The sequence below is a fragment of the Streptomyces sp. NPDC086549 genome (assembly GCF_044746205.1).
Taxonomy (GTDB): domain Bacteria; phylum Actinomycetota; class Actinomycetes; order Streptomycetales; family Streptomycetaceae; genus Streptomyces.
In genome coordinates, this window is record NZ_JBIVBS010000001.1 from 629,813 (window position 1) to 656,194 (window position 26,382).

At 69.8% G+C, this 26,382-nt stretch carries 22 protein-coding genes; 14 read left to right on the plus strand and 8 right to left on the minus strand.

The genetic code is table 11. The features are described 5' to 3' along the window. Positions 1-74: 74 nt before the first annotated feature. Positions 75-1,379: a pyroglutamyl peptidase gene (locus ACIPSA_RS02955; RefSeq protein WP_402628126.1), complete on the plus strand. Its 1,305-nt coding sequence runs from the start codon at positions 75-77 to the stop codon at positions 1,377-1,379. Here the strand turns inward: ACIPSA_RS02955 and ACIPSA_RS02960 are convergent. The 3 genes from ACIPSA_RS02960 to ACIPSA_RS02970 are packed head-to-tail and all read right to left on the minus strand — an operon-like array spanning position 1,351 to position 3,241. Beyond that, on the minus strand, positions 1,351-1,965 hold the full coding sequence (locus ACIPSA_RS02960) for a LysE family translocator (protein ID WP_402628128.1): 615 nt from the start codon (positions 1,963-1,965) through the stop codon (positions 1,351-1,353). The two genes, ACIPSA_RS02955 and ACIPSA_RS02960, sit on opposite strands and share 29 nt — an antisense overlap. Further along, a complete protein-coding gene (locus ACIPSA_RS02965) occupies positions 1,962-2,753 on the minus strand; it encodes an EI24 domain-containing protein (RefSeq protein WP_402628130.1) in 792 nt (263 codons plus the stop codon). The genes ACIPSA_RS02960 and ACIPSA_RS02965 overlap by 4 nt, the downstream gene beginning before the upstream one ends. A 41-nt stretch (positions 2,754-2,794) precedes the next feature. Then, positions 2,795-3,241: a MarR family winged helix-turn-helix transcriptional regulator gene (locus ACIPSA_RS02970; RefSeq protein ID WP_402628131.1), complete on the minus strand. Its 447-nt coding sequence runs from the start codon at positions 3,239-3,241 to the stop codon at positions 2,795-2,797. A 90-nt stretch (positions 3,242-3,331) separates the two neighbouring features. Between ACIPSA_RS02970 and ACIPSA_RS02975 the strand changes: the two genes are divergently transcribed. Then, a complete protein-coding gene (locus ACIPSA_RS02975) occupies positions 3,332-4,330 on the plus strand; it encodes an NADP-dependent oxidoreductase (RefSeq protein ID WP_402628133.1) in 999 nt (332 codons plus the stop codon). 58 nt (positions 4,331-4,388) lie between these two features. Here ACIPSA_RS02975 and ACIPSA_RS02980 read toward each other — a convergent pair whose 3' ends face one another. After that, positions 4,389-5,546: a serine hydrolase domain-containing protein gene (locus ACIPSA_RS02980; RefSeq protein ID WP_402628135.1), complete on the minus strand. Its 1,158-nt coding sequence runs from the start codon at positions 5,544-5,546 to the stop codon at positions 4,389-4,391. Positions 5,547-5,885: 339 nt separating this feature from the next. On the opposite strand from ACIPSA_RS02980, the gene ACIPSA_RS02985 reads away from it, so the two are divergent. Next, the gene (locus ACIPSA_RS02985) at positions 5,886-6,749 is read left to right on the plus strand and encodes a hypothetical protein (protein ID WP_402628136.1); all 864 of its coding nucleotides are present in this window, start codon (positions 5,886-5,888) and stop codon (positions 6,747-6,749) included. Between the two features lie 42 nt (positions 6,750-6,791). Here ACIPSA_RS02985 and ACIPSA_RS02990 read toward each other — a convergent pair whose 3' ends face one another. Beyond that, on the minus strand, positions 6,792-7,631 hold the full coding sequence (locus ACIPSA_RS02990; RefSeq protein WP_402628138.1) for a hypothetical protein: 840 nt from the start codon (positions 7,629-7,631) through the stop codon (positions 6,792-6,794). A gap of 201 nt (positions 7,632-7,832) precedes the next feature. Between ACIPSA_RS02990 and ACIPSA_RS02995 the strand changes: the two genes are divergently transcribed. The 9 genes from ACIPSA_RS02995 (at position 7,833) to ACIPSA_RS03035 (ending at position 19,121) form a co-directional block, all read left to right on the plus strand. Beyond that, positions 7,833-8,993: a mandelate racemase/muconate lactonizing enzyme family protein gene (locus ACIPSA_RS02995; RefSeq protein ID WP_402628140.1), complete on the plus strand. Its 1,161-nt coding sequence runs from the start codon at positions 7,833-7,835 to the stop codon at positions 8,991-8,993. Next, on the plus strand, positions 8,990-10,003 hold the full coding sequence (locus ACIPSA_RS03000; protein WP_402628141.1) for a zinc-binding dehydrogenase: 1,014 nt from the start codon (positions 8,990-8,992) through the stop codon (positions 10,001-10,003). Before ACIPSA_RS02995 ends, ACIPSA_RS03000 begins: the two co-directional genes overlap by 4 nt. A gap of 113 nt (positions 10,004-10,116) precedes the next feature. Beyond that, entirely contained in the window at positions 10,117-11,088 is a 972-nt protein-coding gene (locus ACIPSA_RS03005) for a hypothetical protein (RefSeq protein ID WP_402628143.1), read from the plus strand. Positions 11,089-11,133: 45 nt separating this feature from the next. Further along, positions 11,134-12,240 carry a multiple monosaccharide ABC transporter substrate-binding protein gene (chvE, locus tag ACIPSA_RS03010; RefSeq protein ID WP_402628145.1) on the plus strand — a complete coding sequence of 369 codons (1,107 nt, stop codon included), beginning with the start codon at positions 11,134-11,136 and terminating at the stop codon, positions 12,238-12,240. Positions 12,241-12,293: 53 nt separating this feature from the next. Then, on the plus strand, positions 12,294-13,844 hold the full coding sequence (gene mmsA, locus ACIPSA_RS03015) for a multiple monosaccharide ABC transporter ATP-binding protein (RefSeq protein ID WP_402628146.1): 1,551 nt from the start codon (positions 12,294-12,296) through the stop codon (positions 13,842-13,844). Then, positions 13,841-15,085 carry a multiple monosaccharide ABC transporter permease gene (mmsB, locus tag ACIPSA_RS03020; protein WP_402628148.1) on the plus strand — a complete coding sequence of 415 codons (1,245 nt, stop codon included), beginning with the start codon at positions 13,841-13,843 and terminating at the stop codon, positions 15,083-15,085. The genes mmsA and mmsB overlap by 4 nt, the downstream gene beginning before the upstream one ends. Before the next feature lie 56 nt (positions 15,086-15,141). After that, a complete protein-coding gene (locus ACIPSA_RS03025) occupies positions 15,142-16,296 on the plus strand; it encodes an aldose epimerase family protein (RefSeq protein ID WP_402628150.1) in 1,155 nt (384 codons plus the stop codon). Between the two features lie 268 nt (positions 16,297-16,564). Continuing rightward, the gene (locus ACIPSA_RS03030; RefSeq protein ID WP_402628152.1) at positions 16,565-18,250 is read left to right on the plus strand and encodes an aminotransferase class I/II-fold pyridoxal phosphate-dependent enzyme; all 1,686 of its coding nucleotides are present in this window, start codon (positions 16,565-16,567) and stop codon (positions 18,248-18,250) included. 109 nt (positions 18,251-18,359) lie between these two features. Next, a complete protein-coding gene (locus tag ACIPSA_RS03035) occupies positions 18,360-19,121 on the plus strand; it encodes an intradiol ring-cleavage dioxygenase (RefSeq protein ID WP_402628153.1) in 762 nt (253 codons plus the stop codon). Between the two features lie 88 nt (positions 19,122-19,209). Here the strand turns inward: ACIPSA_RS03035 and ACIPSA_RS03040 are convergent, their stop codons facing one another. Beyond that, the gene (locus ACIPSA_RS03040; protein WP_402628155.1) at positions 19,210-19,860 is read right to left on the minus strand and encodes a DUF4360 domain-containing protein; all 651 of its coding nucleotides are present in this window, start codon (positions 19,858-19,860) and stop codon (positions 19,210-19,212) included. 270 nt (positions 19,861-20,130) lie between these two features. On the opposite strand from ACIPSA_RS03040, the gene ACIPSA_RS03045 reads away from it, so the two are divergent. Continuing rightward, positions 20,131-21,000, plus strand: coding sequence for an intradiol ring-cleavage dioxygenase (locus ACIPSA_RS03045; RefSeq protein ID WP_402628157.1), 870 nt, complete (start codon positions 20,131-20,133; stop codon positions 20,998-21,000). Positions 21,001-21,037: 37 nt separating this feature from the next. On the opposite strand, the gene ACIPSA_RS03050 is transcribed toward ACIPSA_RS03045, so the two are convergent. Then, positions 21,038-21,496 carry an RrF2 family transcriptional regulator gene (locus tag ACIPSA_RS03050; RefSeq protein ID WP_402628159.1) on the minus strand — a complete coding sequence of 153 codons (459 nt, stop codon included), beginning with the start codon at positions 21,494-21,496 and terminating at the stop codon, positions 21,038-21,040. A 74-nt stretch (positions 21,497-21,570) separates the two neighbouring features. On the opposite strand from ACIPSA_RS03050, the gene ACIPSA_RS03055 reads away from it, so the two are divergent. Continuing rightward, positions 21,571-24,573, plus strand: a complete 3,003-nt coding sequence (locus ACIPSA_RS03055; RefSeq protein ID WP_402628161.1) for a beta-galactosidase — start codon at positions 21,571-21,573, stop codon at positions 24,571-24,573. A gap of 9 nt (positions 24,574-24,582) precedes the next feature. Here the strand turns inward: ACIPSA_RS03055 and ACIPSA_RS03060 are convergent, their stop codons facing one another. Then, entirely contained in the window at positions 24,583-26,106 is a 1,524-nt protein-coding gene (locus ACIPSA_RS03060) for an alpha-N-arabinofuranosidase (protein WP_402628163.1), read from the minus strand. Positions 26,107-26,382: the final 276 nt, after the last annotated feature.

Genomic DNA, 26,382 nt, shown 5'->3' on the forward strand with positions numbered 1-26,382 from the left:
GACCACTCCCGTCACGGGATACTTCCGCCGTCCCGCACCACGCGCCCCACAGCGACGGAAGGACCTGAACCACCTTGAATTCCCTACGTGTTCGGATCGGATTTCTGGGGCTGGCCCTGCTGGCCGGCCTGTCGGCCCCCGCGACGACGGCGTCCGCCGGGACCGCCCCCGCCCCGACCGTCGAGGAACTGCGGCTCGACGGTGCCGTACCCCAGGAGATCCTCAGGCGCTCCGGATTCGACACCGTGGCACCGGAGTTCGCCCGCGCGCTCGGTTCCGCGCACTCCTACGCCCAGGCCCGCCGTGCGGTCGCGCACGACGGATCGGCCCTGTGGCGGCGGGCCGTCGACCGGGCGCAGGGGCGGGGTCCGGCGGGCGGTGACCTCAGCCGGGACGACGACCGGCCGCTGTACTGGGCGCGGCTGGGGATGACGCGGGAAGTGCGGACGTGGCAGCCCGGGTTCGGGCTCAGCGACACGCAACGGGCGGCTCTGCTGGACGAGCTGGAGCGGACGTCACGCGGACAGGCCGACATCCGCTATCCACACGGCACAGGGGCCGAGGGGTCCGAGGGGGACAAGGGGGCCAAAGGGGCCGAGGGGATCAGGCGGATCCTGGTGACCGGGTTCGATCCGTTCACCCTCGACCGGGACATCCGCATCTCCAACCCGTCCGGGGCCACCGCGCTCGCGCTCGACGGCGCGGTGATCGAGACGGCGGACGGTCCGGCGCGCGTCGAGACGGCCGTGTTCCCGGTGCGCTGGCAGGACTTCGCGGAGGGGACCGTGGAGCGGACGCTGCGGCCGTACCTCCCGCAGGTCGACCTCTTCACGACCGTGAGCCAGGGCCGGGTCGGGCGGTTCGACATCGAGCGGACCAACGGGGCCTGGCGGGGCGGCTTCCCCGACAACGACAACATCGGCAGGACGGAGACCGTCCCGGTCACGGATCCTGCCTCGCAGCCTCAGTGGACCGCGACGACCCTGCCGTACGCCGCGATCGCGGCCGCGGACACCGGCCGGTTCCCCGTGTACGACCACACGGAGGTGACCGAGATCCCGGCGGGAGGCGCCGATCCCGTCGTACGGCCGGACGGGCCGACGCCCGGCTCGACGGCCCGTGCCGGGGGCGGCGGGAACTACCTCTCCAACGAGATCGCCTACCGGGCCACGCTGCTGCGGGACCGCCTGGGCCTGCACGACGTGCTCCCGGGCGGCCATGTCCACACCCCTGTGCTCCAGTTCGGCACGGGGAACACCGACCCGGCGACCGGAGCGGTCACGGACCCGGAGTTCGTGCGGAACCGGCTGGACATCATCGCGCAGGTGCGGTCGATCGTGACCGTCGCGATCAATGAGACGGAGCGAGCGCGAGACTGACGCCCAGCCCGGCCAGGACGGAACCGATCACCTTGTTGAGGACCTTCTGGCCGCGCAGCATCAGGGAGCGCATCCGCTCGTGCGAGAAGAAGACGGCGACCACGCCGAACCACAGCAGGTGGGCCAGCGACATGAACAGGCCGTAGCCCACCTGCTGCCAGACCGGGGTGTCCGGGCTGATGACCTGGGCGAAGGTCGAGACGACGAAGAGGGTCGTCTTCGGGTTCAGGACGTTGGTGAGGAAGCCCGTCCGCAGGGCGGCCAGCGGTGTCAGCTCCCGCTCACCGGTCAGGTCGATCTCCACCTCGCCGCGGGTCCGGAAGGTGCGGACGCCGACGTAGACGAGGTAGGCCGCGCCCATCAGCTTGATCGCCGTGAAGAGGTAGGTGGAGGAGGCGATCAGCAGGCCGACGCCGAGCATCGTGTAGGTGACGTGCACCAGGACGCCAGCCGCGACACCCGTGGCGGCGAGCAGCCCGGTGCGGCGGCCGTGGAGATAGCTGTTGCGGACGATCATGGCGAAGTCGGCGCCCGGGGCGATCACGGCGAGGACCGTGATGACGGCGACGGCGAGTATCTGGGTCACGAGGTGGCGTCCTCCTCTTCGGGAGCGGGCTCGTCCTCGGATATCTCCTCGCCCAGCAGGTCACGGGCGAGGAGCGTGGCCCCCGCGACCGCGCCCGGCATCAGGAACACCGCGACGAACGGGACCAGGAAGGCCAGGCCGAGGGGCGTACCGAAGCCCCAGACCAGGGTCTTGCGGGAGCGGAGCAGGGTGAGGCGGGCACGGAGATCGATGCCTCGGCGCTGGAGGGCGACCGCGGCCAGCTCCTCGGTGAGGAAGAAGCCGGTGACGAAGAAGCCGAGCACCGGGACGGCCGTCTGGCCGACGAACGGGAGGAAGCCGAGGGCGAAGAGCAGTACGCCCCACACGGCGGCGCGGATCAGGATGCGGAGGCTGTCGCGGGCCGAGACCCACAGTTCGCGCCACAGGGGGAGGCCGGACTCGGGTGCCGTGCCGTCGGGCGACACGTCCTGGTCGACCTTCTCGGAGAGGTTCTCGTAGAAGGGCTGGCCGATCAGGAGGGTGACCGCGGTGAAGGTGAGGACGGCCATGAGGAGGCCGAGCGCGAACAGGACCGCCGTGAGGAAGCCGCGGAACAGTCCCTGCCAGGGGCTCGACCAGTCGTCGGCGAAGGGGGTGGCCCAGGAGACGAGGTCCTCGCCCCACAGGGCCAGGGCGACGAGTGCCGCCGCGTAGAGGACGAGGGTGATCAGGCCGGGCAGCAGGCCGAAGCCGTACCGCTTGCCGTGCCGGGCCACCCATCGCTGGCCCTTCAGGAGATATCCGAGTCCCACCCCAAGATCGCGCATGGCGAAGACCTTACCGGGGGGCTCCGGGGTGTCCCAGGGGCTCAGCGGGCCTGTATGTCCAGCATCCTGCGCAGCAGGTCCCGCAGGGACAGCCGCTCCTCGTCGGACAGTCCGGCGAGGGGTTCGCGGGCGAAGCGCAGGCCCTCGCGGAGGTTCTGGGCGACCTGTCGGCCCTCGTCGGTGGGGGCGGCGAGTTTCACCCGGCGGTCCGCCGGGTCGGGGCGGCGCTCGACCAGGCCACGGGCCTCCAGACGGTCCACGATCCCGGTCACGTTCGACGGCTCGCACTTCAGCTTCTGCGCGAGCTTGCGCATCGGCAGCGGCTCCAGCGACAGCAGGCTGAGCAGGCGGGCCTGGGCGCCGGTGAGCGCGTGCTCGCCCGCGGCTTCCTCGTAGTCCGTGTAGAACCGGGCCACGACGTCCCCGATCAGCTCGACGACCTCCAGGGTCAGCTCGTCGGGCCGGCGGGTCTTCTGTGGGGTGGACATGCCCTCAAGGATACCCGGTTACTTGACATCCTGAAATATTCAGGCGCATGGTTGTTTCAGGTACTGAAGTAAATCCCGAAAGGCACTGTCATGATCAACCGCGAATGGCACCTCCTCAGCCGCCCCGTCGGCTGGCCGAAGCCCGAGGACTTCGCCCTGGTCGAGGCGGAGGTCCCGACGCCGGGCGAGGGACAGGTGCTCGTACGGAACAAGTACCTTTCCGTCGACCCGTACATGCGCGGCCGGATGAGTGCCGCCAAGTCGTACGCCGCCCCCTTCGAGCTGGGCAAGGTCATGCAGGGCGGGGCCGTCGGCGAGGTCGTCGAGTCCCACGCCGAGGGCATCTCGGCCGGCGACCACGTGCTGCACTTCTTCGGCTGGCGCGAGTACGCGGTCATGGACGCGAAGCACACCGTCAAGGTCGACGCCCAGGCCGCGCCGCTGTCGACGTACCTCGGCGTCCTCGGCATGACCGGCCTCACCGCCTACGCCGGCCTGCTGCGCACCGCCTCCTTCAAGGAGGGCGACAGCGTCTTCGTCTCCGGCGCCGCGGGTGCCGTGGGCAGCCAGGTCGGCCAGATCGCCAAGCTCAAGGGCGCCTCGCGGGTCATCGGCTCCGCCGGGTCCGACGAGAAGGTGAAGCTGCTGGTGGAGGAGTACGGCTTCGACGCCGCCTTCAACTACAAGAACGGCCCGGTGGCCGAGCAGCTGCGCGAGGCCGCTCCCGACGGCATCGACGTCTACTTCGACAACGTCGGCGGCGACCACCTGGAGGCGGCCATCGGCTCCCTCAACCAGGGCGGCCGGATCGCCATCTGCGGCATGATCTCCGTCTACAACAACACCGAGCCCGCCCCCGGCCCGAGGAACCTCGCCCGCCTGATCCAGACCCGCGGCCGCATGGAGGGCCTCCTGGTCGGCGACCACTACGACCTGCAGCCGCAGTTCGTGGCCGAGGTCGGCCCGTGGGTGGCCTCCGGGCAGCTGAAGTACCGCGAGACCGTCGTCGAGGGCATCGAGAACAACCTGGAGGCGTTCCTCGGGGTGCTGCGCGGCGACAACACCGGAAAGATGATCGTCAAGCTGTAGCGCTGCCCGGCCCAAGACGGAGGCCGCACCCCTGGACGTGGGGTGCGGCCTTCCGCTGTCAGCTCGCCAGTGCTGCCATGTGCACCGCTCTGGCCAGGCGGTCGTTCTCCGGGGCCGCGCCGCCCGGGAAGGCGAAGCGGCGCCGGGTGTAGCCGTAGGCGAGGCCGCTGCGCGGGTCGGCGAAGGCCTGGGAGCCCGCCGCGCCACTGTGGCCGATCGCGCCGGCGCCCAGGAACGGGTGCCAGAGGTCGGCGGTCGCCTGGAAGCCGAGGCCGAACGACTTGTGGGTGCGGGCCACCAGGTCGTAGCCCACGGAGTGGAACTGCCCGAATTCCGCCACCGTGTCCGGCTTCAGCAGCGGCGCCTTCCCGTCGACCTCGCTGATCATCGCCGCGTACAGTCCCGCGAGCCCGCGCGCCGAGGCGACCCCGCCGACCGACGCCGGGCCCTTGGCACGGATCAGGCGTTCGTTGGGGAGGGACTCCAGGTCGGTCGGATCGGCCGTGTGGCGGTTGAAGGCGATGGACGCGAGCGTGTGCGGCCCGCCCGGCAGCCCGCCGAGGAGCGATTGCTGGTCGGGGGTCGGGAGCATGGGCTGTACGGTGCGGAAGCGCGGCTCGCGGGAGGCGGGCAGGCCCAGGTGGAAGTCCAGGCCGTAGGGGGCGCGGACCCGCTCCTCGTGCAGCTCCTGGATCGTACGGCCCGTGGCGCGCCGTACGACCTCGCCGGTGAGCGCGCCGATGACCAGGGCGTGGTAACCGAAGGCCGCACCGGGCCGCCAGAACGGCCGCTGGTCGGCGAGCCGTTCGGCCATCGCCCGGTCGTCGGCCAGCTCCGCCGCCGTGAACCCGGAGTCGGTGCCGACCAGGCCCGCCCGGTGCGCGAGCAGGTCGCGCAGGGTCAGCGAGCCCTTGCCCTCGGCCGCGAACTCCGGCCAGTAGTAGGTGACTTTGCGGTCCAGTTCCAGGGTGCCGTCCTGCACGAGCATCGCCACGACGAGATGCGCGGCTCCCTTGGTGGACGAGTAGACGCCGTAGAGGGAGTCTCCGTCGACGCCCTCCCCCACCCACAGGTCGACGACCCGCCGCCCATGGACATACGCACACAACTGCCCTTCGTAGTCGGCCCGTTCTCCGGCGGCGAAGGCGGCGAACTCCTCCCGCACCGCCTCGAAGCCGTCGGCGACCGTGCCGTGGACGGTGATCTCCTGCGTCATCCGCTCTCCTCAACCGAGCCGCTGCTCGCTGCTCCCGCTGCGACCAATGCCCTTCCCACCTGGGCGAACTCCCCCTTCGGATGGTCCCGGAAGTGGGGGTCGGTGCCGAACAGCGATCAGAACGGGTCCGGGGGGAACGGCTCTTGCGGTGGGGCGCACGCGAACCTCCTCTGCATTTTCCTGAGATCGGTACGGCGAGACGTACCTGTTCGACTCAACAGCAACAGGGAGGTCTCGGTGTCACCGATGCCCCGGATGGCCGATGGCGCGGGGGCCACAGGGGGCATGCTGTGGGCGGGTGCGCACGAGACGCGGGCCGAGGAGAGGCGGGAGGGGCCCATGGCGACGATTCCTTCGCTCCCCAGCAGGGACGAGGTGCTGCGCATGGCACGCAGCACCACCGACATCACCGGCCAACTCCTGGACACGGCCGGGAACATCACCAGAATCGCGATCAACACGTTGGACCCGCGGGACGGTTCGGGTCCCGAGCTGCTGCGGGTGCTGCGGCAGACGACGGCGGAGCTGGCGGAGGCCAGCGCGTCACCGCAGGCGCAGGATGCGTTCTACCGGATCGTCGACACGCTGACCCGGCTGGGCACGAGCGGCGCCCCGCTGGCGGTGCACCCGGTGAGCGAACCGGCCCAGGCCCTGCTCGCCGCCCTCGGCGACAGCCTGCTTCCGGTGCTGGACGCCGTGGAACCGGCGGTGGAGGAGGTGGCGGCGGCGCTCGGGGAGCTGGCCGAGGCGATGTCCCCGCTGCTCCCCGCGGCGGCGGGCGTGGCGGCGGGCACCGCCTTGGCCCTCACCCCGGTGATCCGTGCGGCGGCGGACGTCCTGCGCGACTCCTCCCCCGAACTCCGCCGCATCGCCGACGCCCTCACGGCGGCCGTGACTCCCCTGATGGCCCTGCAGGTGGCCCTCGCGGAGCGGGCGGCCGCGGCGGGCGCGGGCATCGCCCGCGCCACGCTCCCGCCCCTGGCCGACCTGACCGAGGCGGCAGCGGCCACGACGAAGGCGGCCCGGCCCGTGCTCCTCGCCGGCGAAGAACTCCTGGTCTCCGGACTGGAACACCTCCAGCCCCTGCTCCTGACCTCCGCGACCCACGCCGGCCGCATGGCCCGAGCCGCCGCCGTACGCATGTCGGCAGCGGTCAGCCCGGCAGCGGACCAAGGAGTGGTGGTGGCCGTCATACCCGCCTAGGGGAGCCTCCCCGATTCGCAGAGGAGAACGGTGCGGACGGCCTCAGGTGCACCACCAGAGGAACTGCTTGCACGTCTTCGACGGCGAGGGATCCGGGGCCGGGGCGGACGTCGTCGGGTCCGCGGCCCGGGTGGTCGTCGGCTGGGCGGTCGCCGGGGCGGTCGGTGCCGAGGTCCCCGTGCCGGTGACGGCGGACTGCCCGGACTTGTCCGTCGCCTTGTCGTCGGGGGACTCGGACGCCTTGTCCTTCCCGGACTCCGAGGCCGACGGCGAGGCCGAGGCGTCCGGAGAGGCGGAGGCGGCCACACCGGACGAGCCACCGGACGCCGCGTCCAGGGGTCTGGCGGTCGGGCTGCTGTCCGTGGAGGAGGAGCCGCCGTCCGCCGTCTCACCACCGGCCGCGGACGGACTCGGGCTGGAGAACGGGGCGTCCACGCCCAGTTCGGCGATGCTCAGACCGCCGGCCGCCAGGACCAGGCCCGCGGCGATCAGAACGGTCCGGCGCCGACGTCGGCGGTGGGCCGCGGCCTTGCGGTCGCGACGGCTCGCGTCGGCACCCGCCGGCCCCTCGGCGGATTCGCCGCGCGTCCGGTCCCGGCCCCGGCCCTGTTCCCGGCGCCGGGCCGCGCGTCCCTGCGGCTCGTCCTCGTCGCCACCGCCGTCGCCGCTGTCGCCGTCATCGCCGCCGTCGCCGCTTTCAGCGGTCTCGTCGGCCTCGTCGTCGTAACCGTCGTACGGGGACCCGTCCTTGTACTCGGTGTTCTCGGTCTCGTACTCGTACGCATCCCGCGGGTACGCGCGGAGCTGTTCGATCGGTGTGCCGCACCCCGGGCAGGCGAGGGCGCCATTGAGGTGCCGTCGGCACGGGTGGCAGTAGTCCATGACGCGGGAAGACTAGATTCCGCACAGGTCACGTTCCTAGGCGCCGCTGTGAAGGTTCTGTAGGGGATCGAAAAACCTCTCGAAAGCCTTGTCGAAACCGTTACCTGTTCGACCCATTGACACCCACACTGCCCCGTCTTTACTGTCACGCCAGCATTTCGAACGTGTGACGAAATCTCGAACACCTGAGGGGCAACTGCCGTGCGCATCACCGGAATCAGCACGCACGTGGTCGGGACGCCGTGGCGCAACCTGACCTACGTACAGGTGCACACCGACGAAGGGATCACGGGAGTCGGCGAGACCCGGATGCTCGGTCACACCGACGCGCTGATCGGCTACCTGCGGGAGGCCGAGGCCAACCACATTCTCGGTTCCGACCCGTTCGCTGTCGAGGACCTCGTACGCCGTATGAAGTACGGCGACTACGGCCGGGCGGGTGAAATCGTGATGTCCGGCATCGCGGTCGTCGAGATGGCCTGCTGGGACATCAAGGGCAAGGCCCTGGGTGTGCCGGTCTGGCAGCTGCTCGGCGGCAAGGTCACCGACAAGGTCAAGGCGTACGCCAATGGGTGGTACACGACCGAGCGGACCCCGGAGGCCTACCACAAGGCCGCCCAGCAGGTCATGGCCCGCGGGTACAAGGCCCTCAAGATCGACCCGTTCGGCACCGGACACTTCGAGCTCGACCACGAGCAGACCCTCTACTCGGTCTCGCTCATCGAAGCGGTGCGCGACGCCATCGGCCCGGACGCCGAGCTGATGCTGGAGATGCACGGCCGCTTCTCCCCCTCCACCGCCGTCCGGCTGGCCAAGGAGCTGGCCCCCTTCAAGCCCGCGTGGCTGGAGGAGCCGGTGCCGCCGGAGAACCTCAAGGCGCTGGAGAAGGTGGCCGCCAAGGTGGACCTGCCGGTCGCGACCGGTGAGCGGATCCACGACCGGATCGAGTTCCGCGAGCTCTTCGAGAGCCAGGCCGTCGACATCATCCAGCCGGACGTCGGCCACATCGGCGGCATCTGGGAGACGCGGAAGCTGGCCGCGACCGCCGAGACGCACTACGTGCTCGTCGCCCCGCACAACGTGGGCGGCTCGGTGCTCACCGCCGCCTCCCTCCAGGTCGGGTTCACCTCCCCGAACTTCAAGATCCTGGAGCACTTCAACGATTTCGCCGACGCGGAGATCAAGAAGGTCGTGAAGGGCGCCCCGGAGGTCGTCGACGGGTACTTCCACCTGTCCGACGCGCCCGGTCTCGGTGTCGAGTTCGACGCCGACGCCGCCGCCGAGTTCCCGCAGCAGCAGGCCCGGTTCGACCTGTGGGCCGACGGCTGGGAGCAGCGCAAGCCGAAGGGCACCGAGCAGTGAGCACCGCCGTCGTCATCGAAGAGCCGGGCGCGCACCGCGTCGTCCCGCACGAGCCGCGTGAGCCAGGTCCGGGCGAGGCGCTGGTCGCCGTGCACGCCGTGGGGATCTGCGGCAGTGACCGCGAGGTGTACCAGGGCAACCGGCCCGAGGGGTACGTCCGTTACCCCTTGACGCCCGGCCACGAGTGGTCCGGGACGGTGCGGGCGGTGGGCGCCGGGGTGCCTCAGTCCCTGGTCGGCCGCAAGGTGGTCGGCGAGGGCTTCCGCAACTGCCAGGTGTGCGACCGCTGCCACGCGGGCGAGACCACCCTGTGCACCGCGGGTTACGAGGAGACCGGCTTCACCCAGCCGGGCGCCATGGCCACCACGCTCACCCTCCCGGCCCGGCTGCTGCACGCGCTGCCGGACGACGCGGACCTCACCGCCGCCGCCCTCCTGGAGCCGGCCGCCTGCATCGCGGCAGCCGCGCTCAAGGGGAACGCCCGGCCGGGCGAGCGGGTCGCGGTGGTCGGCACCGGGACGCTGGGCATGTTCGCGGTGCAGTTCCTGAAGGCGATCTCGCCGTCGGAGCTGCTGGTCGTGGGCACCCGCAACGACCGGGAGGCGCTGTCGCGGCAGTTCGGGGCCACCGACTTCCGCGTCAGGAACGCCGAAAGTCCGGCACTCCCCGACGACTTCGACGTCGTCATCGAGACCGCCGGATCCGCGTCCGCCGCGCGCACCGCCGCCTCCCTGCTCAGGCGTGGCGGACGTCTGGTCCTCACGGGCATCCCGGCGCCGGGCGCCGAGGGCCTCGACCCGACCGACCTGGTCGTACGGCAGCTGGAGGTGCACACCGTCTTCGGGGCACCGCCGGACGCCTGGGCGCACACGGTACGGGTCTTCGGCGCCGGGTTGCTCGACCCGCTGCCCCTGATCACGCACGAGCTGCCGCTGACCGAGTTCTCGCAGGCCATCGAGCTGGTGGGAGCCGGCGACCCGAAGGTCGGCAAGGTGCTGCTCCGCCCCTAGTCGTACGCCGGTCACGGCGTTACCTGACGACGCCGTGACCGGCGTACCACCAAGCCTTTTTCATACCCCGAGCCGCGAACCTTGTCCGAAATATCGAACACGAAGGACAGCTTGTGACCACCGAAGCTTCCGCCACGGCAGCCCGCCGGCCCGGTGAGCAGGCGCTCACCACCCTGGGCCTGGGCGCGCCCGCCCTCGACCCCGCCGACGCCTCCACCCACACGTTCCCGGGCGGCGGCCGTTGGCGCACCGAGATCCCCTCGTGCGAGGGTCCCGAGGCGCTGGCGGTCGTACTCAAGGAGTCCTCCCGGCTCGACGTGCCGATCCACCGGATCAGCCAGGGCAGCGGCGTGTGGATGCTGACCGATGCCGAGATCACCGAGATGGTCGAGGCCACCGACGAACGCGACATCGAACTCTGCCTGTTCACCGGCCCACGCGGCACCTGGGACATCGGCGGCTCGGTGCGCACCGACTCACGCGGCGGCGGCACGCGCGCCCGCGGCCACGACGCGGTCGCCGGGTGTGTCGAAGACGCCGTCCGCGCGACCGAGCTGGGCGTCAAGTGCCTCCTGGTCGCCGACGAGGGCGTGCTGTGGACGCTGCACCGGGCGCGCGAGCAGGGCATCATCCCCGCCGACACCACCCTGAAGGTCTCGGCGCTGATCGGGCCGGTCAACCCCGCCTCGTATGCGGTGTACGAGGGGCTGGGCGCGGACTCCATCAACGTGCCCAGTGACCTGACGCTCGATCACCTCACCGAGATCCGCCGGGTGTCCGGCGCCCCCATGGACATGTACATCGAGGCCCCCGACGACCTCGGCGGATACATCAGGATGTACGAGGTCGCCGAGCTCATCCGGCGCGGCGCACCGCTCTACCTCAAGTTCGGCCTGTCCAAGGCTCCCGGCATCTACCCGTGGGGCACCCACCTGCGGGACGTGACCCTGGACACCGCCCGGGAGCGGGTGCGGCGCGGCCGCCTCGCCCTGGACCTGCTCGCCCGGCACGGCGCGGACGGCGACATGGCGCCGCTCGGCTCCCGGCTGCCCGGGACGCTCAACCGCTTTCCCACCGGCGCCTGAAACGCCCAGGACCTCTCAACGACGAGAAGAACAAGGATGATCACCATGCGCAACCGCAGAGCCGCCCTCACCGCCATAGCCGGAGCCGCCTCCCTCGCCCTCACCCTGTCCGCCTGCGGCCAGGACAGCTCGGGCGGCAGCAAGGACAAGGGCGGCAGTGTCAAGGGAGCCACCATCGGCATCGCGATGCCGACCAAGTCCTCCGAGCGCTGGATCGCCGACGGCAAGAACGTCGTCAAGGACCTGGAGGCCAAGGGCTACAAGACCAAGCTGGTCTACGGCGAGGACGACCCGGAGCAGCAGGTCTCGCAGATCGAGAACCTGATCACCCAGGGCGTCAAGGGCCTGATCGTCGCGGCGATCGACAACAAGTCCCTGAACAGCGTGCTCCAGGAGGCCGCGGACGCCGACATCCCGGTCATCGCCTACGACCGTCTGATCCTCGGCACCAAGAACGTCGACTACTACGCCTCCTTCGACAACACCAAGGTCGGCGAGCTCCAGGCCAACTACATCGTCGACAAGCTGGGCCTGAAGAACGGCAAGGGCCCCTTCAACATCGAGCTGTTCGCCGGCTCCAACGACGACAACAACACCAAGTACTTCTTCAACGGCGCGATGAGCGTCCTGAAGCCGTACATCGACAGCAAGAAGCTCGTCGTCCGCTCCGGCCAGACCGAGCTCACCAAGGTCACCACCCTGCGCTGGGACGGCGCCACCGCCCAGAAGCGCATGGACGACATCCTGACCTCCTCCTACAAGAGCGAGAAGGTCGACGCGGTCCTGTCGCCCTACGACGGCATCTCCATCGGCATCCTGTCCTCGCTGAAGTCGGACGGCTACGGCTCCAAGAGCAAGCCGCTGCCGGTCGTCACCGGCCAGGACGCCGAGCTCGCCTCGGTGAAGTCGATCATCGCCGGTGAGCAGACGCAGACCGTCTACAAGGACACCCGCAAGCTCGCCGACGTCGCCTCGGCGATGGTCGACGACGTGCTCAAGGGCAAGAAGCCCGAGGTCAACGACACCAAGACCTACGACAACGGCTCCAAGGTCATCCCCGCCTACCTGCTGCAGCCGGTGAGCGTCGACAAGACCAACTACGAGGACGTGCTGGTCAAGGGCGGCTACTACACGGACGCCGAGCTCAAGTAGTCCCTCGGAACCACGGGGCCGATCCGAACCCACACTGATTGGAAGGCACGACCATGGCGGGACCCGTCCTGGAAATGCGCTCGATCGTCAAGACCTTTCCCGGTGTCAAAGCGCTCTCGGACGTCACTCTGACCGTCCGCCAGGGCGAGGTCCACGCCATCTGCGGTGAGAACGGCGCCGGAAAGTCCACCTTGATGAAGGTGCTCTCCGGCGTCCATCCGCACGGCAGCTACGAGGGCGAGATCCTCTTCGAAGGAGAGGTCTGCCGCTTCAGGGACATCCGGGCGAGCGAGCACCACGGCATCGTCATCATCCACCAGGAGCTGGCGCTGGTGCCGTATCTCTCCATCGCGGAGAACATCTTCCTCGGCAACGAGCACGCGAAGCGCGGGCTCATCAACTGGAACGAGACCCTCAGGCACGCCACCGAACTGCTGCGCCGCGTCGGTCTCGACGAGCACCCGGAGACCCGGGTCGCCGACATCGGCGTCGGCAAGCAGCAGCTCGTGGAGATCGCCAAGGCGCTGTCGAAGTCGGTGAAGCTGCTCATCCTCGACGAGCCGACAGCGGCCCTGAACGACGAGGACAGCGGCAAACTCCTGGATCTCATACTGGAGTTGAAGAACCAGGGCATCACCTCGATCATCATCTCCCACAAGCTCAACGAGATCCGCCGGGTCGCCGACTCGGTGACGATCATCCGCGACGGGCTCTCCATCGAGACGCTCGACGTGAAGGCGGAGGAGACGACCGAGGAGCGGATCATCGCCGGCATGGTGGGCCGCGACCTGGACCACCGCTTCCCCGAGCGCACCCCGCACCATGCGGAGGAAGGGGCCGCCCCGGCCCTGGAGATCCGCAACTGGACCGTGCATCACCCGATCGACCAGCAGCGCAAGGTGGTCGACGACGTGTCGATCCAGGTGCGGCGCGGGGAGATCGTCGGCATCGCGGGCCTGATGGGCGCCGGCCGCACCGAGCTCGCCATGAGCGTCTTCGGGCGGACGTACGGCCGGTACGCGGGCGGCACGGTCCTCAAGGACGGCACGGAGATCCGTACGAAGTCCGTCGCCGAGGCGGTCGGCCACGGCATCGCGTACGTCACCGAGGACCGCAAGCACTACGGCCTCAACCTCATCGACACCATCAACCGCAACATCTCGCTGACCGCGCTCGGCAAGGTCGCCAAGCGGGGGATCGTCGACGAGCACGAGGAGCGTCAGGTCTCCGAGGGCTACCGCAAGTCCATGAACATCAAGGCGCCGACCGTCTTCGAGCCGGTGGGCAAGCTGTCCGGCGGCAACCAGCAGAAGGTCGTCCTCAGCAAGTGGATCTTCGCGGGTCCGGACGTGCTGATCCTGGACGAGCCCACGCGCGGCATCGACGTGGGCGCCAAGTACGAGATCTACACGGTCATCGACCAGCTGGCCGCCGAGGGCAAGGCGGTCGTCTTCATCTCCTCCGAGCTGCCCGAGCTGCTCGGCATGTGCGACCGCATCTACACGATGTCCGCGGGACGGCTGACCGGTGAGGTGCCGCGGGCCGAGGCCACGCAGGAAGTGCTGATGCGTCAGATGACGAAGGACAAAGAGGTAACCCGATGAGCACGGATGTGACCGCCAAGACCCCGGCCCCCGCGCCGCCGGGCAAGAGCGGATCGGCCACCGGTGACGGCCTGCTCCGGCTGATGCTGGACGGACTGCGCGCCAACATGCGCCAGTACGGCATGCTGATCGCCCTCGGCCTGATCGTCGTCCTCTTCGCGATCTGGACCGACGGCGACCTGCTGCTGCCGCACAACGTCTCCAACCTGGTGCTGCAGAACGCCTATGTCCTGATCCTCGCGATCGGCATGATGCTGGTGATCATCGCCGGGCACATCGACCTGTCGGTCGGCTCGCTGACCGCGTTCGTGGGCGCGTTCGCGGCCGTGCTGACGGTGCAGCACAGTGTGCCCTGGCCGGCCGCCGTGGTGCTGTGCCTGCTGGTGGGCGCGGCGGCGGGCGCGGCGCAGGGGTTCTTCATCGCGTATCTCGGCATACCGTCGTTCATCGTCACCCTCGCCGGAATGCTGATCTTCCGCGGGTTCACGGAGATCCTGCTCAAGGGCCAGACCCTCGGCCCCTTCCCCGACGGCCTGCAGAAGATGTTCACCGGCTTCCTGCCCGAGGTCGGCCCGAACACCAACTACCACAACCTCACGCTGCTCCTCGGCCTCGTCCTGATCGCCTCCGTGGTGTGGCAGGAGGTCCGGGACCGGCGCCGCCAGCAGGAGTTCGCGCTCGAGGTGCTGCCCGGCCGGCTGTTCCTGCTCAAGCTGGTCGCCCTGGTCGCAGCGGTCCTCGCGCTCACCATGATGCTCGCCAGCTACAAGGGCGCCCCGATCGTGCTGATCATCCTCGGCCTGCTGGTGGTCGGCTACGGCTACGTCATGCGCAACGCCGTCTTCGGCCGCCACATCTACGCGATCGGCGGCAACCTGCCGGCGGCGAAGCTGTCCGGCATCAAGGACAAGAAGGTCACCTTCTTGGTCTTCCTGAACATGGGCGCGCTCGCGGCCCTGGCGGGTCTGGCGATCGCCGCCCGCCTCAACGCGGCCTCGCCGAAAGCCGGCCTGAACTACGAACTCGAGGCGATCGCCTCGTCGTTCATCGGTGGTGCGTCCATGAGCGGCGGGGTCGGCACCGTCCTCGGCGCGATCATCGGCGGTCTCGTCCTCGGCGTGCTGAACAACGGCATGAACCTCCTCAGCGTCGGCACCGACTGGCAGCAGGTCATCAAGGGCTTCGCCCTACTGGTGGCGGTCGGCTTCGACGTGTGGAACAAGCGCAAGTCCGGTTCGTAACTCAGCTCGGGCCCCGCCGGAAACGGCGGGGCCCCTCCCTTTACAGGAGCCGCATTATGGAACTGAACAGACGCACGGTCATTGCAGGCGCGGCGGCCGCGGGCCTCGCCGCCACCACCCTCGGCCCGGGCACGGCTGAGGCCGCCTCCGGAGGCAGGAAGCCGGTGAAGGAGCTCTTCGGCAAGCTCGCGGACGGCACCAAGGTGTACCGCTGGTCGCTGGAGAACGGCGGCACGCGGATGAAGGTCCTCAACTGGGGCGGCGTCGTGCAGTGCCTGGAGATCCCCGACCGGCACGGTCACTACGCCAACATCTCCCTGGGCTTCGACAACATCGACGACTACGTCGCGAAGACCCCTTATTTCGGCGCCCTGATCGGCCGCTACGGCAACCGCATCGGCAAGGGGCAGTTCACCCTGGACGGCACGTCGTACCAGCTGTCCGTCAACGACGGCGTGAACAGCCTGCACGGCGGCAAGCAGGGCTTCGACAAGCACATCTGGGACATCGAGCCGTTCGCCAAGGGCTCGGACGTCGGCCTGCACCTGTACTACACCAGCGTCGACGGGGAGATGGGCTACCCGGGCACGCTCAGGACGAAGGTGACGTACACCCTCACCAAGCACGGCGACTGGCGCATCGACTACGAGGCCACCACCGACAAGGCCACCGTCGTCAACCTCACCAGCCACGTCTACTGGAACCTGGCCGGCGAGGGCAGCGGCACGATCGAGAACCACGAGCTCACGATCGCCGCCTCCCGCTACACCCCGACCGACACGGGCCTGATCCCCACCGGCGAGCTCGCCAAGGTCTCCGGCACCCCCTTCGACTTCCGCAAGACCAAGCCGATCGGCCGCGACATCCGCGCCGGCCACGTCCAGCAGGTGCAGGCCAAGGGTTACGACCACAACTGGGTCCTGGACAAGGGCATCACCGCCGGGCCCGAGCACGTCGCCACCCTGCGCGACCCGCACTCCGGCCGCACCCTGCGGATCGCCTCCGACCAGCCGGGTCTGCAGTTCTACTCCGGCAACTTCCTCGACGGCACCCTGACCGGCACCGGCGGCCGCACCTACCGCCAGGGCGACGCGCTGTGCCTGGAGACGCAGCACTTCCCGGACTCGCCGAACCAGCCCGCGTTCCCGTCGACCGTGCTGCGGCCGGGGCAGACGTACCGGTCGACGACGATCCACTCGTTCGGCGCCTGAGTTCCGTGCCTGAGGCCGGTGCCTGAGTTCTGTACCTCAGCTCTGTACCTCAGTTCTGTACCTGAGTTCGGTGCCCGAGTGACCTGAGCCACGGGGCCCGTGACGCGTCGCACGGGCCCCGGGTTCCCGAACTCACACACTTTCCACATCTGTTGAACACCGCCACCCCAGCTTCCGTATCTATGGGTGGCCCGTGCTCCCCCGCGCGGGCCACCCATAGACGACGAGCCCGTTAGCCCCCACCGGGCTCGCCTCATACGGAGGTTCCATGGCCGAAAACGTCACCTCGCTGTTCCGCAGCACCGCGGCACACAGCCCGTCCATGGCGGCGCTGACGCGGGAGGGCGGCGACGGGACCGGCCCGGTGGACTTCTGTATCCCGTGCAATCCCTACTTCCCCACACCGGCGATGATGGACACCATGTCGGCCCGGCTGCGGGACATCGTCACGTACTACCCGAGCAGCGCCGACACCATCACCGCCGAGCTGTGCAACCTGCTCCAGCTCCCGCCGCAGGCCGTGGCCATGGGCAACGGTTCGACCGAGCTGATCACCTGGATCGACCATCTGCTGGTCCGGGAGTCGCTCGCCATCCCCGTCCCCACCTTCGGCCGCTGGACCGACCAGCCGATGGAGACCGGCAAGCGGGTCGACATGTTCCCGCTCCAGGAGTCCAACGGCTTCGCCCTGGACCTCGCGCAGTACGCCGAGTTCATCCGCACCCGCGGCACCAAGGTCGCCGTCATCTGCAACCCCAACAACCCCGACGGCGGCTTCCTGCCCAAGCGCTCGCTGGTGCAGTTCATGGACGCGATGGCCGACCTGGACCTGATCGTCATCGACGAGTCGTTCCTGGAGTTCGCCGACGCGGAGGCGGAACCCAGCGTCGTCCAGGAGGCCATGATCCGGCCGAACGTCATCGTGCTGCGCAGCCTCGGCAAGAACTTCGGTCTGCACGGCATCCGCTTCGGCTACATGGTCGCCAACCCCTCCCTGGCCGGCAAGGTCCGCTCGATGCTGCCGAAGTGGAACCTCAACGCCTTCGCCGAGTACGTGGTGTTCATGCTCAAGGAGCACGGTCCCGAGTACGCGCAGAGCCTGCTGCAGGTGCGCAAGGACCGCCTGGAGATGGCCAGCCAGCTCTCCGCCCTGCCCGGCCTGACGGTCTACCCCTCGCAGGGCAACTTCCTCTTCGTGCGCCTTCCCGTCGGCGCCGAGGGCACCGTGGTCCGGGACCGGATGCTCACCGAGCACCGGATCCTGGTCCGTGAGTGCGGCAACAAGATCGGTTCTTCCAGCCGCTTCCTGCGGCTCGTGGTGCGCCCCCAGGTCGACGTGCGTCGCCTGGTGTCCGGCCTGGAGCAGGTGCTCTACGGGACCAGGAGGGGAGCCGCCGTACCCGAGCTGGGCGCAGGGACCAGCTACAGCTCGGGTACGGCGGCCGTTGACCGGCTGGTGCACGAGACCAACGGAGCCGGAATGCTGGGGCTTGCCGCGCAGGCCATCGGTGCCGGCGCCGCCCCCGCCGCCGGCACCGGCATGCCGCTCCCCGTCGCCGCCCAGCCGGGCGGTGTCGGGATGCCGATGCCGGCGGCAGCCCAGGTCATGCAGCAGCCCATGGGCATCCCGGCGGCCGCCCAGATGCCGGCCCCCATGCCGGTGCCGGCTCCCATGGCCGTCCCCACACCGATGCCGGCACCGATGGCCGTCCCCACACCGGTCCCGGCACCCATGGCCGTCCCCACGCCCGTGCCGGCCCCCGCACCGATACCGGCACCGGCCGCCGCGGTCACCGGCCCCACTCCGCCGGGCGTCCCGGCCCGCGGCGGGCTCACCGCCGCCCAGGTCCGCGGCATGACGGCGCCCGCCCCGGGGCTGGCTCCGGCCCCGGCGACCGGCTGGCCCAACGCCCAGAGCTGGCCGAACGCGGCCGGGATGGGGCAGGTGGGGTAACCCGGACGGGCACGTGACGGGCCGACCTGTCTGACCCACATCTTGACGGCCCGTCACTTTGCCGAACTGACAGCTCCTCGACAGCATCCGTCCCTACGGTGCCGTGTCCATGACAGAAACTTCAGATGCCCGCTCGATCGGGCGACGCACCGTACTGATCGCCACGGGCACCACTGCCACCGTTCTGGCCGTAGGCGCCGCCGCACCTGAAGCCCCCACAGCCGCGCAGACGCCGGACACCGAGCCGGTCGCCGCCGCGGCCGTCTGCACCCTCACGGAGGAGTTGACCCAAGGCCCCTACTACCTCAGCGGAGCGCTCGTCCGCACCGACATCACCGAAGGCAAGGCGGGCATCCCGCTCAAGCTCGCCCTCACCGTCGTGAACTCCGCCTGCACCCCCCTCAGCAACGCCCTGGTGGAGATCTGGCACGCCGACGCGCTCGGCGAGTACTCCGGCTACGTCGGCAACAACGGCCACAGCGAGTCGGACGACGGCACCTTCCTGCGCGGCGGCGTCCTCACGAACTCCAGCGGCGTCGCCAACATCACCACGGTCTACCCCGGCTGGTACCGCGGCCGGTGCGTCCACATCCACGTCAAGGTCCACACGGGCGTGACCCTCACCTCCAACGGCTCGTTCACCGGCGGCACGACCGTGCACACCGGTCAGCTGTTCTTCAACGAGACGATCACGACGGCGGTCGCCAAGGTCTCCCCGTACTCGACCAACACGGTCACCCGCACCACCCTGTCCGGGGACTCGATCTACGACGGCGGAGGCGCCTCGTCCGGCCTCCTCACCCTCACCGCCCTGGGCAGCTCGACCTCCTCCGGCTACACCGGCACCCTCACCCTGGGCGTCAGCAGCTAGCCGGCCCCGCCCGACGACCACGAGCCCGCGCCCTGTCCACAAGGGCGCGGGCTCGTGCGCGTTCCCGGGTGCGGCCGGGCCCACGTCGTCAGGACGTCGGGCAGGTCTTCCATGCCATGTGGTAGACCGTGCTGATGTCGCCGTCCGTCGAGTCCATGGTCATGAAGCTGACCTTGCCGGGGGCGCTGGATCCGGCGTTGACCCGCAGCTCGGTGTTGATGTTGAAGTTGCGCAGGACCCCGCAGGGCGCCCAGACCAGCTGGGCCCAGTCGGTGCTGTCGGTGGCCTGCCAGTCGTCGTTGTACGGGCCGCTGAACGGGTGGGTCTTGGCCGCGGTGTTCGAGGAGCCCTGGAAGTAGTACGAGGCCTTCTGGGTGGCGTTCGCGCCGGACTGGAGCGAGGCGAACCCGCGGTAGTCGGCGCTGGCGATGGCGTAGGTGAAGCCCTGAGGGACGTGCACGATCAGGTTGAGCTGACAGTTCTTGCGGAACGCCGTGGGGTCGGAGTTGCCGCCGGCCTGGGCGAGGTAGTCGCTGTAGGTCACCGTGAAGGCGGTGTTGTCCGGCGAGACGGCCACGGCGGCCGTGCCCTGCGGACAGCCGGAGCCGTTCACCGTGGCGACGTCGATGACGATCTTGTCCGGGGGCGGGTTGTCGATCACGGGAGACGAGTTCTGGGCGGGCAACGCGGTGGTGAGGAGAGCGGCGACCGCACCGCTCAGGAGGAGTCCACCAGCCATGGTTTCTCCAGTCGTGGAGTGGGGGGTTGAGCGCCTCCGGCCCATGAAGAAACTGTGTGGTCCCTGTGAAGGCCGGGGCGGCGATCGCAGCGTAGGGAGTCCCCCGGGAGATAGGCAGGGCGAACTCAGGCCATTCACAGCCGTGGATTTCACACCGCTCGAACATTGTCCGAACTCTGTTGAAAATTGGCCCAGTTGAGCAATGAATCCCCAGCCCCTTCACAGCCGCACATTAAGAAATCCTTCAAATCCGCCCCTAACTTTCTGCGCATGACGGGAAACACAGAGCACCACGACATCAGCAGCGACAACAACGACAACGGCATCGGCGACGACGGTCTGTCCGGCCGTCACCGCCGGTCGAAGAGCGTCCAGCGCCGGCGCGTCCTCATCGGCGGCGGCACCGTCGCCCTCGCGGGCGGGCTCGCCATCGCCGGAATCGCCTCCGCCGACCCGGTCACCAGCACGGAGTCGGACACCACGGCGGCCGCCGACTCGTCGGCGTCCACCTCCGCCACCAGCGTCTGCACCCTGACCGCCGAGGTCACCGAGGGTCCGTACTCGCTCGACGGAGCCCTGGTCCGCGAGGACATCAGGGAGGACAAGGAGGGTGTGGAGGTCCAGTACACCTTCACGGTGGTCGACACCGCCAACGACTGCGCGCCGCTCGCCGACGCCCTCGTCGAGATCTGGCACGCCGACGCCCTCGGCGAGTACTCCGGATTCGTCGGCAAGAACCACCACACCGAGGACGACGACGGCACCTTCCTGCGCGGCGGCGTCGTCACCGACTCCGACGGACAGGCGAAGATCACCTCCATCTGGCCCGGCCACTACGTGTCGCGCGCCGTTCACGTCCATCTGCGGGTGCACACGGACGTGACGCTCACCGACGACTCGTACACCGGCGGGACGCTCGTCCACACCGGGCAGCTGTTCTTCGACCCGGACATCAACGAGACGGTGCAGGCGAGCTCGCCGTACTCCGACAACACCGGGAAGGAGACCGCACTCGCCGACGACACCATCTACGACGACGGCGGCGCCTCCTCCGGGCTGCTGACCCTCACCGCGCTGGGCTCCGGCGTCTCGGACGGCTACAAGGCCACGCTCACCATGGGTGTGGACACCTCTAGCTGACACCAGGGAGCTGACACCCGGGCGGCGGACCGGCGGTTCAGGGGTTCTCCCAGGCCGCCGGCTCCGCCGCCAGCCGGCGTACCGGCTCCGGCAGGGCGTCCGCCGCGAGATCGGCGACCGTGACGCCCTCCAGGATCTTTCGCACATTGGCGCGGAGCGCGATCCACAGCGGCAGCAGCGGCTGGGCGGTGCCCGTGTACTCCAGACCCGTCGGCCGCTCGCCCCGCACCGACACGATCGGGCCGTCGACCGCGCGGATCAGGTCCGCGACCGTGATCTTCGACGCCTCCCGGGCCAGCCGGTAGCCGCCGCCCCCGCCACGCCGGCTGTCCACGATCCCGGCGCGCCTCAGATCGCCCAGGATCCCCTCCAGAAACTTGTGCGGGATGCCCTGCGCGGTGGCGATTTCCTCCGCCTTCACCGGGCCTTCACCCTGCCGTACGGAGACCTCCAGTACCGCCCGTACCGCGTAATCTGCCCGTGCCGAGATCCTCATGCGTCCATTGTGGGGCGTGTCTGCGTGGAGAATGGCCGGACCCGCGCCCCGTAAGATCCGCCCGGGAGGATCCCTTGGCGCTCAGCAGACGTTCTTTCAGTGCCCTCGCCGGCTCGGCCGCGCTCGGTTTCGCCCTGGGCGGCAGCGGCGGCCCCGGGGCGCCCTCGGCGTATGCGGCGCGCACCGTGCCGACCGGTCCCGCGCCCGCCCCGCCGAGAGCCGACGGACAACGGCACACGATCGGGTACGACCACTACTCCCTCCTGGTCGACGGCAGGCGGCTGGTCCTGTGGTCCGGCGAGATGCATCCCTTCCGGCTGCCCAGCCCGTCCCTGTGGCGGGACGTGCTGCAGAAGATGCGGGCGCACGGCTACAACGCGGTCAGCATCTACGTCTCGTGGAACTACCACTCCGCCGCTCCCGGGCACTACGACTTCTCCGGCGTCCGCGATCTGGATCTCTTCCTGCGCACGGCCGCCGAGACGGGGCTGTACGTCGTCCTGCGTCCGGGTCCCTACATCAACGCCGAGATCGACGGCGGCGGCTTCCCGGGCTGGCTCACGGTCACGAGGGGGACGGCACGGACGGCCGACCCGACCTATCTGTCGTACGCCGACGAGTGGCTCACCGCGGTGAACCGGATCGTCCGCCGGCACCAGTTCACCGACGGCGGCGGCACGGTCCTGCTCTACCAGATCGAGAACGAGTACGACGCCCACGTGGGCGAGCCTGCCGGACGCGACTACATGTCCCACCTGTACAAGAAGGTGCGCCGGGACGGGATCGACGTTCCCCTCTTCCACAACGACAAGGGCAGGAACGGGTACTGGATCCCCGGCTCCTTCGACACCGGCGGTGAGAAGGGGAACTGGCTGTACGGCTTCGACGGGTATCCCTCCCCCTCCCAGCCGCCGCCCGACTGGGGGCACTTCGGGGTCGGCGGGCTCAAGGGCGGTGCCACGGCCAGTCCGAAGACGCCCGGGTTCGTTCCCGAGTTCGGGGGCGGCTGGTTCGATCCGTGGGGCGGGGTGTGGTTCAAGGGGAAGGGGTACGCCGAGTCGCGGCGGACCCGGGACGCGGCCTACGAGCGGCGCTTCTACCTGACCAACCTGGCCAACGGCATCACGCTGCACAACGTCTACATGACCTTCGGCGGCACCTCGTGGGGCTGGCTGCCCGCGCCGGTCGTGTACACGTCGTACGACTACGGCGCGGCCGTCGACGAGGCGCGGAACGTCACCGAGAAGATCGCCCCGATGCACCAGCTCGGACATATGTTCCAGCGTGTGCCCGACTTCGCCAGGCTGGACCGGGCGGCGGAGGTCAAGGCCGACGGGCTCAAGGTGTACCACCTGAAGAATCCGGACACCGAGGCGCATGTGTACGTGGTGCGCAACGACGGTGCGCAGGAGGTCACCGCCGACCTGCCGACCGCGGCGGGCGACGTCGAGGTGACCGTCCCGGCCCGGGACGCCCGGATGCTGACCACCGGGCTCTCCCTCGGCAAGCGGAAGCTGCGGTACTGCACCGCGCAGCCCATGATGCTCCTCACCGCCGGACGGCTGGACATCGCGCTGTTCACCGGGCGGTACGGGGAGATGGCGCACCTCGTCCTGGAGTGCCCGAGCGAGCCCTACGTCCAGCGGCTGGACCCCGAGGCCGCCTGGGTGTACGACCGGGGCGCCCTGCACGTGACCGCGCCCCTCGGCAAGGGCGGGCTGACCCGGGTGCTCGTCGACCGCGGCGAGACCGACACCCCGCTGCTGCTCCTCTTCGCCGACGACGCGACCTCCGTGCGCCTGTTTCCGTACGACACCCCGTCCGGCTCCGTGCTGGTCTACGGCCCGGCGCTGCTGCGGCACGCCGAGGTGAGCGGCTCCACGGTCCGGCTGACCGGCGACACGATCCAGGAGACCGGCCTGGAGGTGTGGGGGCCGCGCGGTATCGACAGCGTGGAGTGGAACGGGCGCGCGGTGCCCACGCGGGTGACGACCTCTTCGAGCCTGTGGGGCACGGAACTGGTGCCCGGGGTGCCGCAGACCGCCCTGCCGGAGCTCGGCGGGTGGCGGCGGCAGCCGGAGAACCCCGAGTCCGCGCCCGGGTTCGACGACTCGGCGTGGCCGGTCGCCGACAAGAGGACCTCGTACAGCACCACCCCCGTGCCCGGCGGACAGCCCGTCCTCTTCGCGGACGACTACGGCTTCCACTACGGCGACGTCTGGTACCGCGGGCACCTCGAAGGCGCGAGCGGCCTGGAGTCGGTGTCCCTCGCCTACAGCACGGGCACCCAGGGCATGCTCATGGCCTGGCTGGACGGCGAGCCGCTGGGCACGCACCGGATGCCGGTGCCGGACGACAGCACGGTCAGGAAGGGCAGCTGGGCGGACACGGCCGTCTTCTCCCTCTCCGGGCTGTCCAAAAAAGCACGCAAGAGGCTCCGCGGGAAGCTGCGGGAGGAGCCCGGCGGCCATGTGCTGTCCGTCCTCGTCCGGCGCATGCAGCACGACCAGGACGGCAAGGCGCTCGACACGCACAAGGTGGCGCGCGGGCTGACCGGAGTCTCCTTCGAGGGCGCCTCGCCGAAGGTGAGCTGGCGGCTCCAGGGCGAGGCGGCCCCCGATCCCGTGCGGGGACCGCTGAACAACGGCGGGCTGTACGGGGAGCGGGAGGGCTGGCACCTGCCCGGGTTCGCGGACGGGTCCTGGCAGGCCGCCGGCTTCCCGCGGGCCGACCACGGGCAGGGGGTGACCTGGTACCGGACCACCTTCAGGCTCTCCGTGCCGGGCGGCATCGACCCCTCGGTCGGACTGGTCCTGGAGGACGACCCGGCCCGCGCCTACCGCGTCCAGGTCTTCCTGAACGGCTGGAACATGGGCCAGTACATCAACGACGTGGGCCCGCAGCACACCTTCGTCCTGCCGAACGGCATCCTGCGCACCCGCGGCACCAACACCCTGGCCCTGGCCGTCCTGTCCGACGGCACGACGGATTCGGGGCCGGGCCGGGTGCGGCTGACGCTGCTGGGCAGCGCGGCCGGAGGAGTACCGGTGACCCCGGTGGCCTCCCCCGGCCGCTGACGACAGGGCCTACCCGAGCCGGATCACGTTCCAGGACAGCGGCTCCAGTACGGCCGTGAGGCGGCCGTCGCGCAGGGTCGTGCCCTCCACCCGGTGCGGGGCGACCCGCTCCGGCTCGTCGAGGGTGTTGCGGGCGTCGGGGTCGGCGTCCGCGAGGGCGCTGTGCTCGACGACGGAAGCCAGGCCGAGGCCGTTCAGGGCGACTTCGAGCGGGAGCGGCTCGGTGCGGTCGCGGTTGACGGCGAACACGGTGACCGTGCCGTCGTCGGCGCGGACCGCGGTGGCGTGCAGCAGGTCGGTCTCGCCGTACTTCTCCGTCTCGTACGTCGGTGAGTCCACGCGGACGTCGAGGACCTGCCCGCGCCCGTACCGGGAGGCCTGCGCGAACGGGAAGAACGTCGTCTGCCGCCAGGCGGGACCGCCCGGTTCGGTCATGATCGGCGCGATGACGTTGACCAGCTGGGCGAGGCAGGCGACGGTGACCCGGTCGGCGTGCCGGAGCAGGGCGATGAGCAGTGAGCCGAAGACCACCGCGTCCAGGACGCTGTAGTTGTCCTCCAGGAGGCGGGGGGCCTCCGGCCAGTCCGCGGGGTCCTGGGCCCGGGCGTGCGCCTCCCAGCGGGACAGGTACCAGACGTTCCACTCGTCGAAGGAGAGGTTGATCTTCTTCTTGGACTTGAGCCGGGCGCCGACGTGGTCGCAGGTGGCGACGACGTTCTCGATGAAGGACTCCATGTCGACGGCGGAGGCGAGGAAGGAGCCGACGTCGCCGTCGACGGGCTCGTAGTAGGCGTGGAGGGAGATGTGGTCGACGAGGTCGTACGTCTCCTTCAGGACCGTGGCCTCCCATGCGGCGAAGGTGGGCATGGCCTGGTTGGAGGAGCCGCAGGCGACGAGCTCGACGTGGGGGTCGATCTGGCGCATGGCGCGGGCGGTCTCGGCGGCGAGGCGGCCGTACTCCTCGGCGGTCTTGTGGCCGGTCTGCCAGGGGCCGTCCATCTCGTTGCCCAGGCACCAGAGCCGGATCCCGAACGGATCCTTGTCGCCGTGAGCGGCCCGCAGGTCCGAAAGGGCGGTGCCGGAGGGGTGGTTGGCGTACTCCTGGAGTTCCAGGGCCTCGGCGACGCCTCGGGTGCCGAGGTTGAGGGCCATCATGGGCTCGGCCTGCGGACCGATCTTCCTGAGGAAGGCGATGTACTCGGACAGGCCGAAGCGGTTGGTCTCGGTGGAGTGCCAGGCGAGGTCGAGGCGCCGGGGGCGGTCCTCGGCCGGGCCGACCGAGTCCTCCCACTTGTAGCCGGAGACGAAGTTGCCGCCGGGGTAGCGCACGGTGGTGACGCCGAGTTCGCGGACCAGGTCGAGCACGTCCGTGCGGAGGCCTTCGGCGTCGGCGGTGGGGTGGTCTGGTTCGAAGACGCCCGTGTAGACGCACCGGCCGAGGTGTTCGACGAAGGATCCGAAGAGACGGGGGTCGACCGCGCCGACCGTGAACGCGGGATCGAGGGTGAAACGGGCGGTGGTGCGCTTGCTCATGGGGTCCTTTCGGAGCGGTACCGCTGAAGAATCGGAGAATCTGTTCGACATCTCGGTTCGACGTTTCCGTTCGATATCTCGAATTGTGCTCGCATACCCGAACGGGACCGTAAAATTCGAGCGCTTGCGCGTCAATGGGCCGGACCGGACTTTCGAGCAGCTCCGGTGACCGCGGTGATCGTTCCCGGTTGAACCACGGTCGTCGGATCCCATGACGCGGACACATCCGGGCGCGTAACCTCGGACAAGCCGCCGACCGGCGGTGAGAAGGGGGAG

What these genes read in the sequence shown, in the direction of transcription:
- ACIPSA_RS03045 (WP_402628157.1), top strand. Translation starts at nt 20,131, where the DNA reads ATGACGGGAAACACAGAGCACCACGACATCAGCAGCGACAACAACGAC.
- ACIPSA_RS02980 (WP_402628135.1), bottom strand. Translation starts at nt 5,546, where the DNA reads ATGACGCAGGAGATCACCGTCCACGGCACGGTCGCCGACGGCTTCGAG.
- ACIPSA_RS02985 (WP_402628136.1), top strand. Translation starts at nt 5,886, where the DNA reads ATGGCGACGATTCCTTCGCTCCCCAGCAGGGACGAGGTGCTGCGCATG.
- ACIPSA_RS02970 (WP_402628131.1), bottom strand. Translation starts at nt 3,241, where the DNA reads ATGTCCACCCCACAGAAGACCCGCCGGCCCGACGAGCTGACCCTGGAG.
- ACIPSA_RS02965 (WP_402628130.1), bottom strand. Translation starts at nt 2,753, where the DNA reads ATGCGCGATCTTGGGGTGGGACTCGGATATCTCCTGAAGGGCCAGCGA.
- ACIPSA_RS03040 (WP_402628155.1), bottom strand. Translation starts at nt 19,860, where the DNA reads ATGGCTGGTGGACTCCTCCTGAGCGGTGCGGTCGCCGCTCTCCTCACC.
- ACIPSA_RS02990 (WP_402628138.1), bottom strand. Translation starts at nt 7,631, where the DNA reads ATGGACTACTGCCACCCGTGCCGACGGCACCTCAATGGCGCCCTCGCC.
- chvE (WP_402628145.1), top strand. Translation starts at nt 11,134, where the DNA reads ATGCGCAACCGCAGAGCCGCCCTCACCGCCATAGCCGGAGCCGCCTCC.
- ACIPSA_RS03030 (WP_402628152.1), top strand. Translation starts at nt 16,565, where the DNA reads ATGGCCGAAAACGTCACCTCGCTGTTCCGCAGCACCGCGGCACACAGC.
- mmsB (WP_402628148.1), top strand. Translation starts at nt 13,841, where the DNA reads ATGAGCACGGATGTGACCGCCAAGACCCCGGCCCCCGCGCCGCCGGGC.
- mmsA (WP_402628146.1), top strand. Translation starts at nt 12,294, where the DNA reads ATGGCGGGACCCGTCCTGGAAATGCGCTCGATCGTCAAGACCTTTCCC.
- ACIPSA_RS03035 (WP_402628153.1), top strand. Translation starts at nt 18,360, where the DNA reads ATGACAGAAACTTCAGATGCCCGCTCGATCGGGCGACGCACCGTACTG.
- ACIPSA_RS03060 (WP_402628163.1), bottom strand. Translation starts at nt 26,106, where the DNA reads ATGAGCAAGCGCACCACCGCCCGTTTCACCCTCGATCCCGCGTTCACG.
- ACIPSA_RS03050 (WP_402628159.1), bottom strand. Translation starts at nt 21,496, where the DNA reads ATGAGGATCTCGGCACGGGCAGATTACGCGGTACGGGCGGTACTGGAG.
- ACIPSA_RS03025 (WP_402628150.1), top strand. Translation starts at nt 15,142, where the DNA reads ATGGAACTGAACAGACGCACGGTCATTGCAGGCGCGGCGGCCGCGGGC.
- ACIPSA_RS02975 (WP_402628133.1), top strand. Translation starts at nt 3,332, where the DNA reads ATGATCAACCGCGAATGGCACCTCCTCAGCCGCCCCGTCGGCTGGCCG.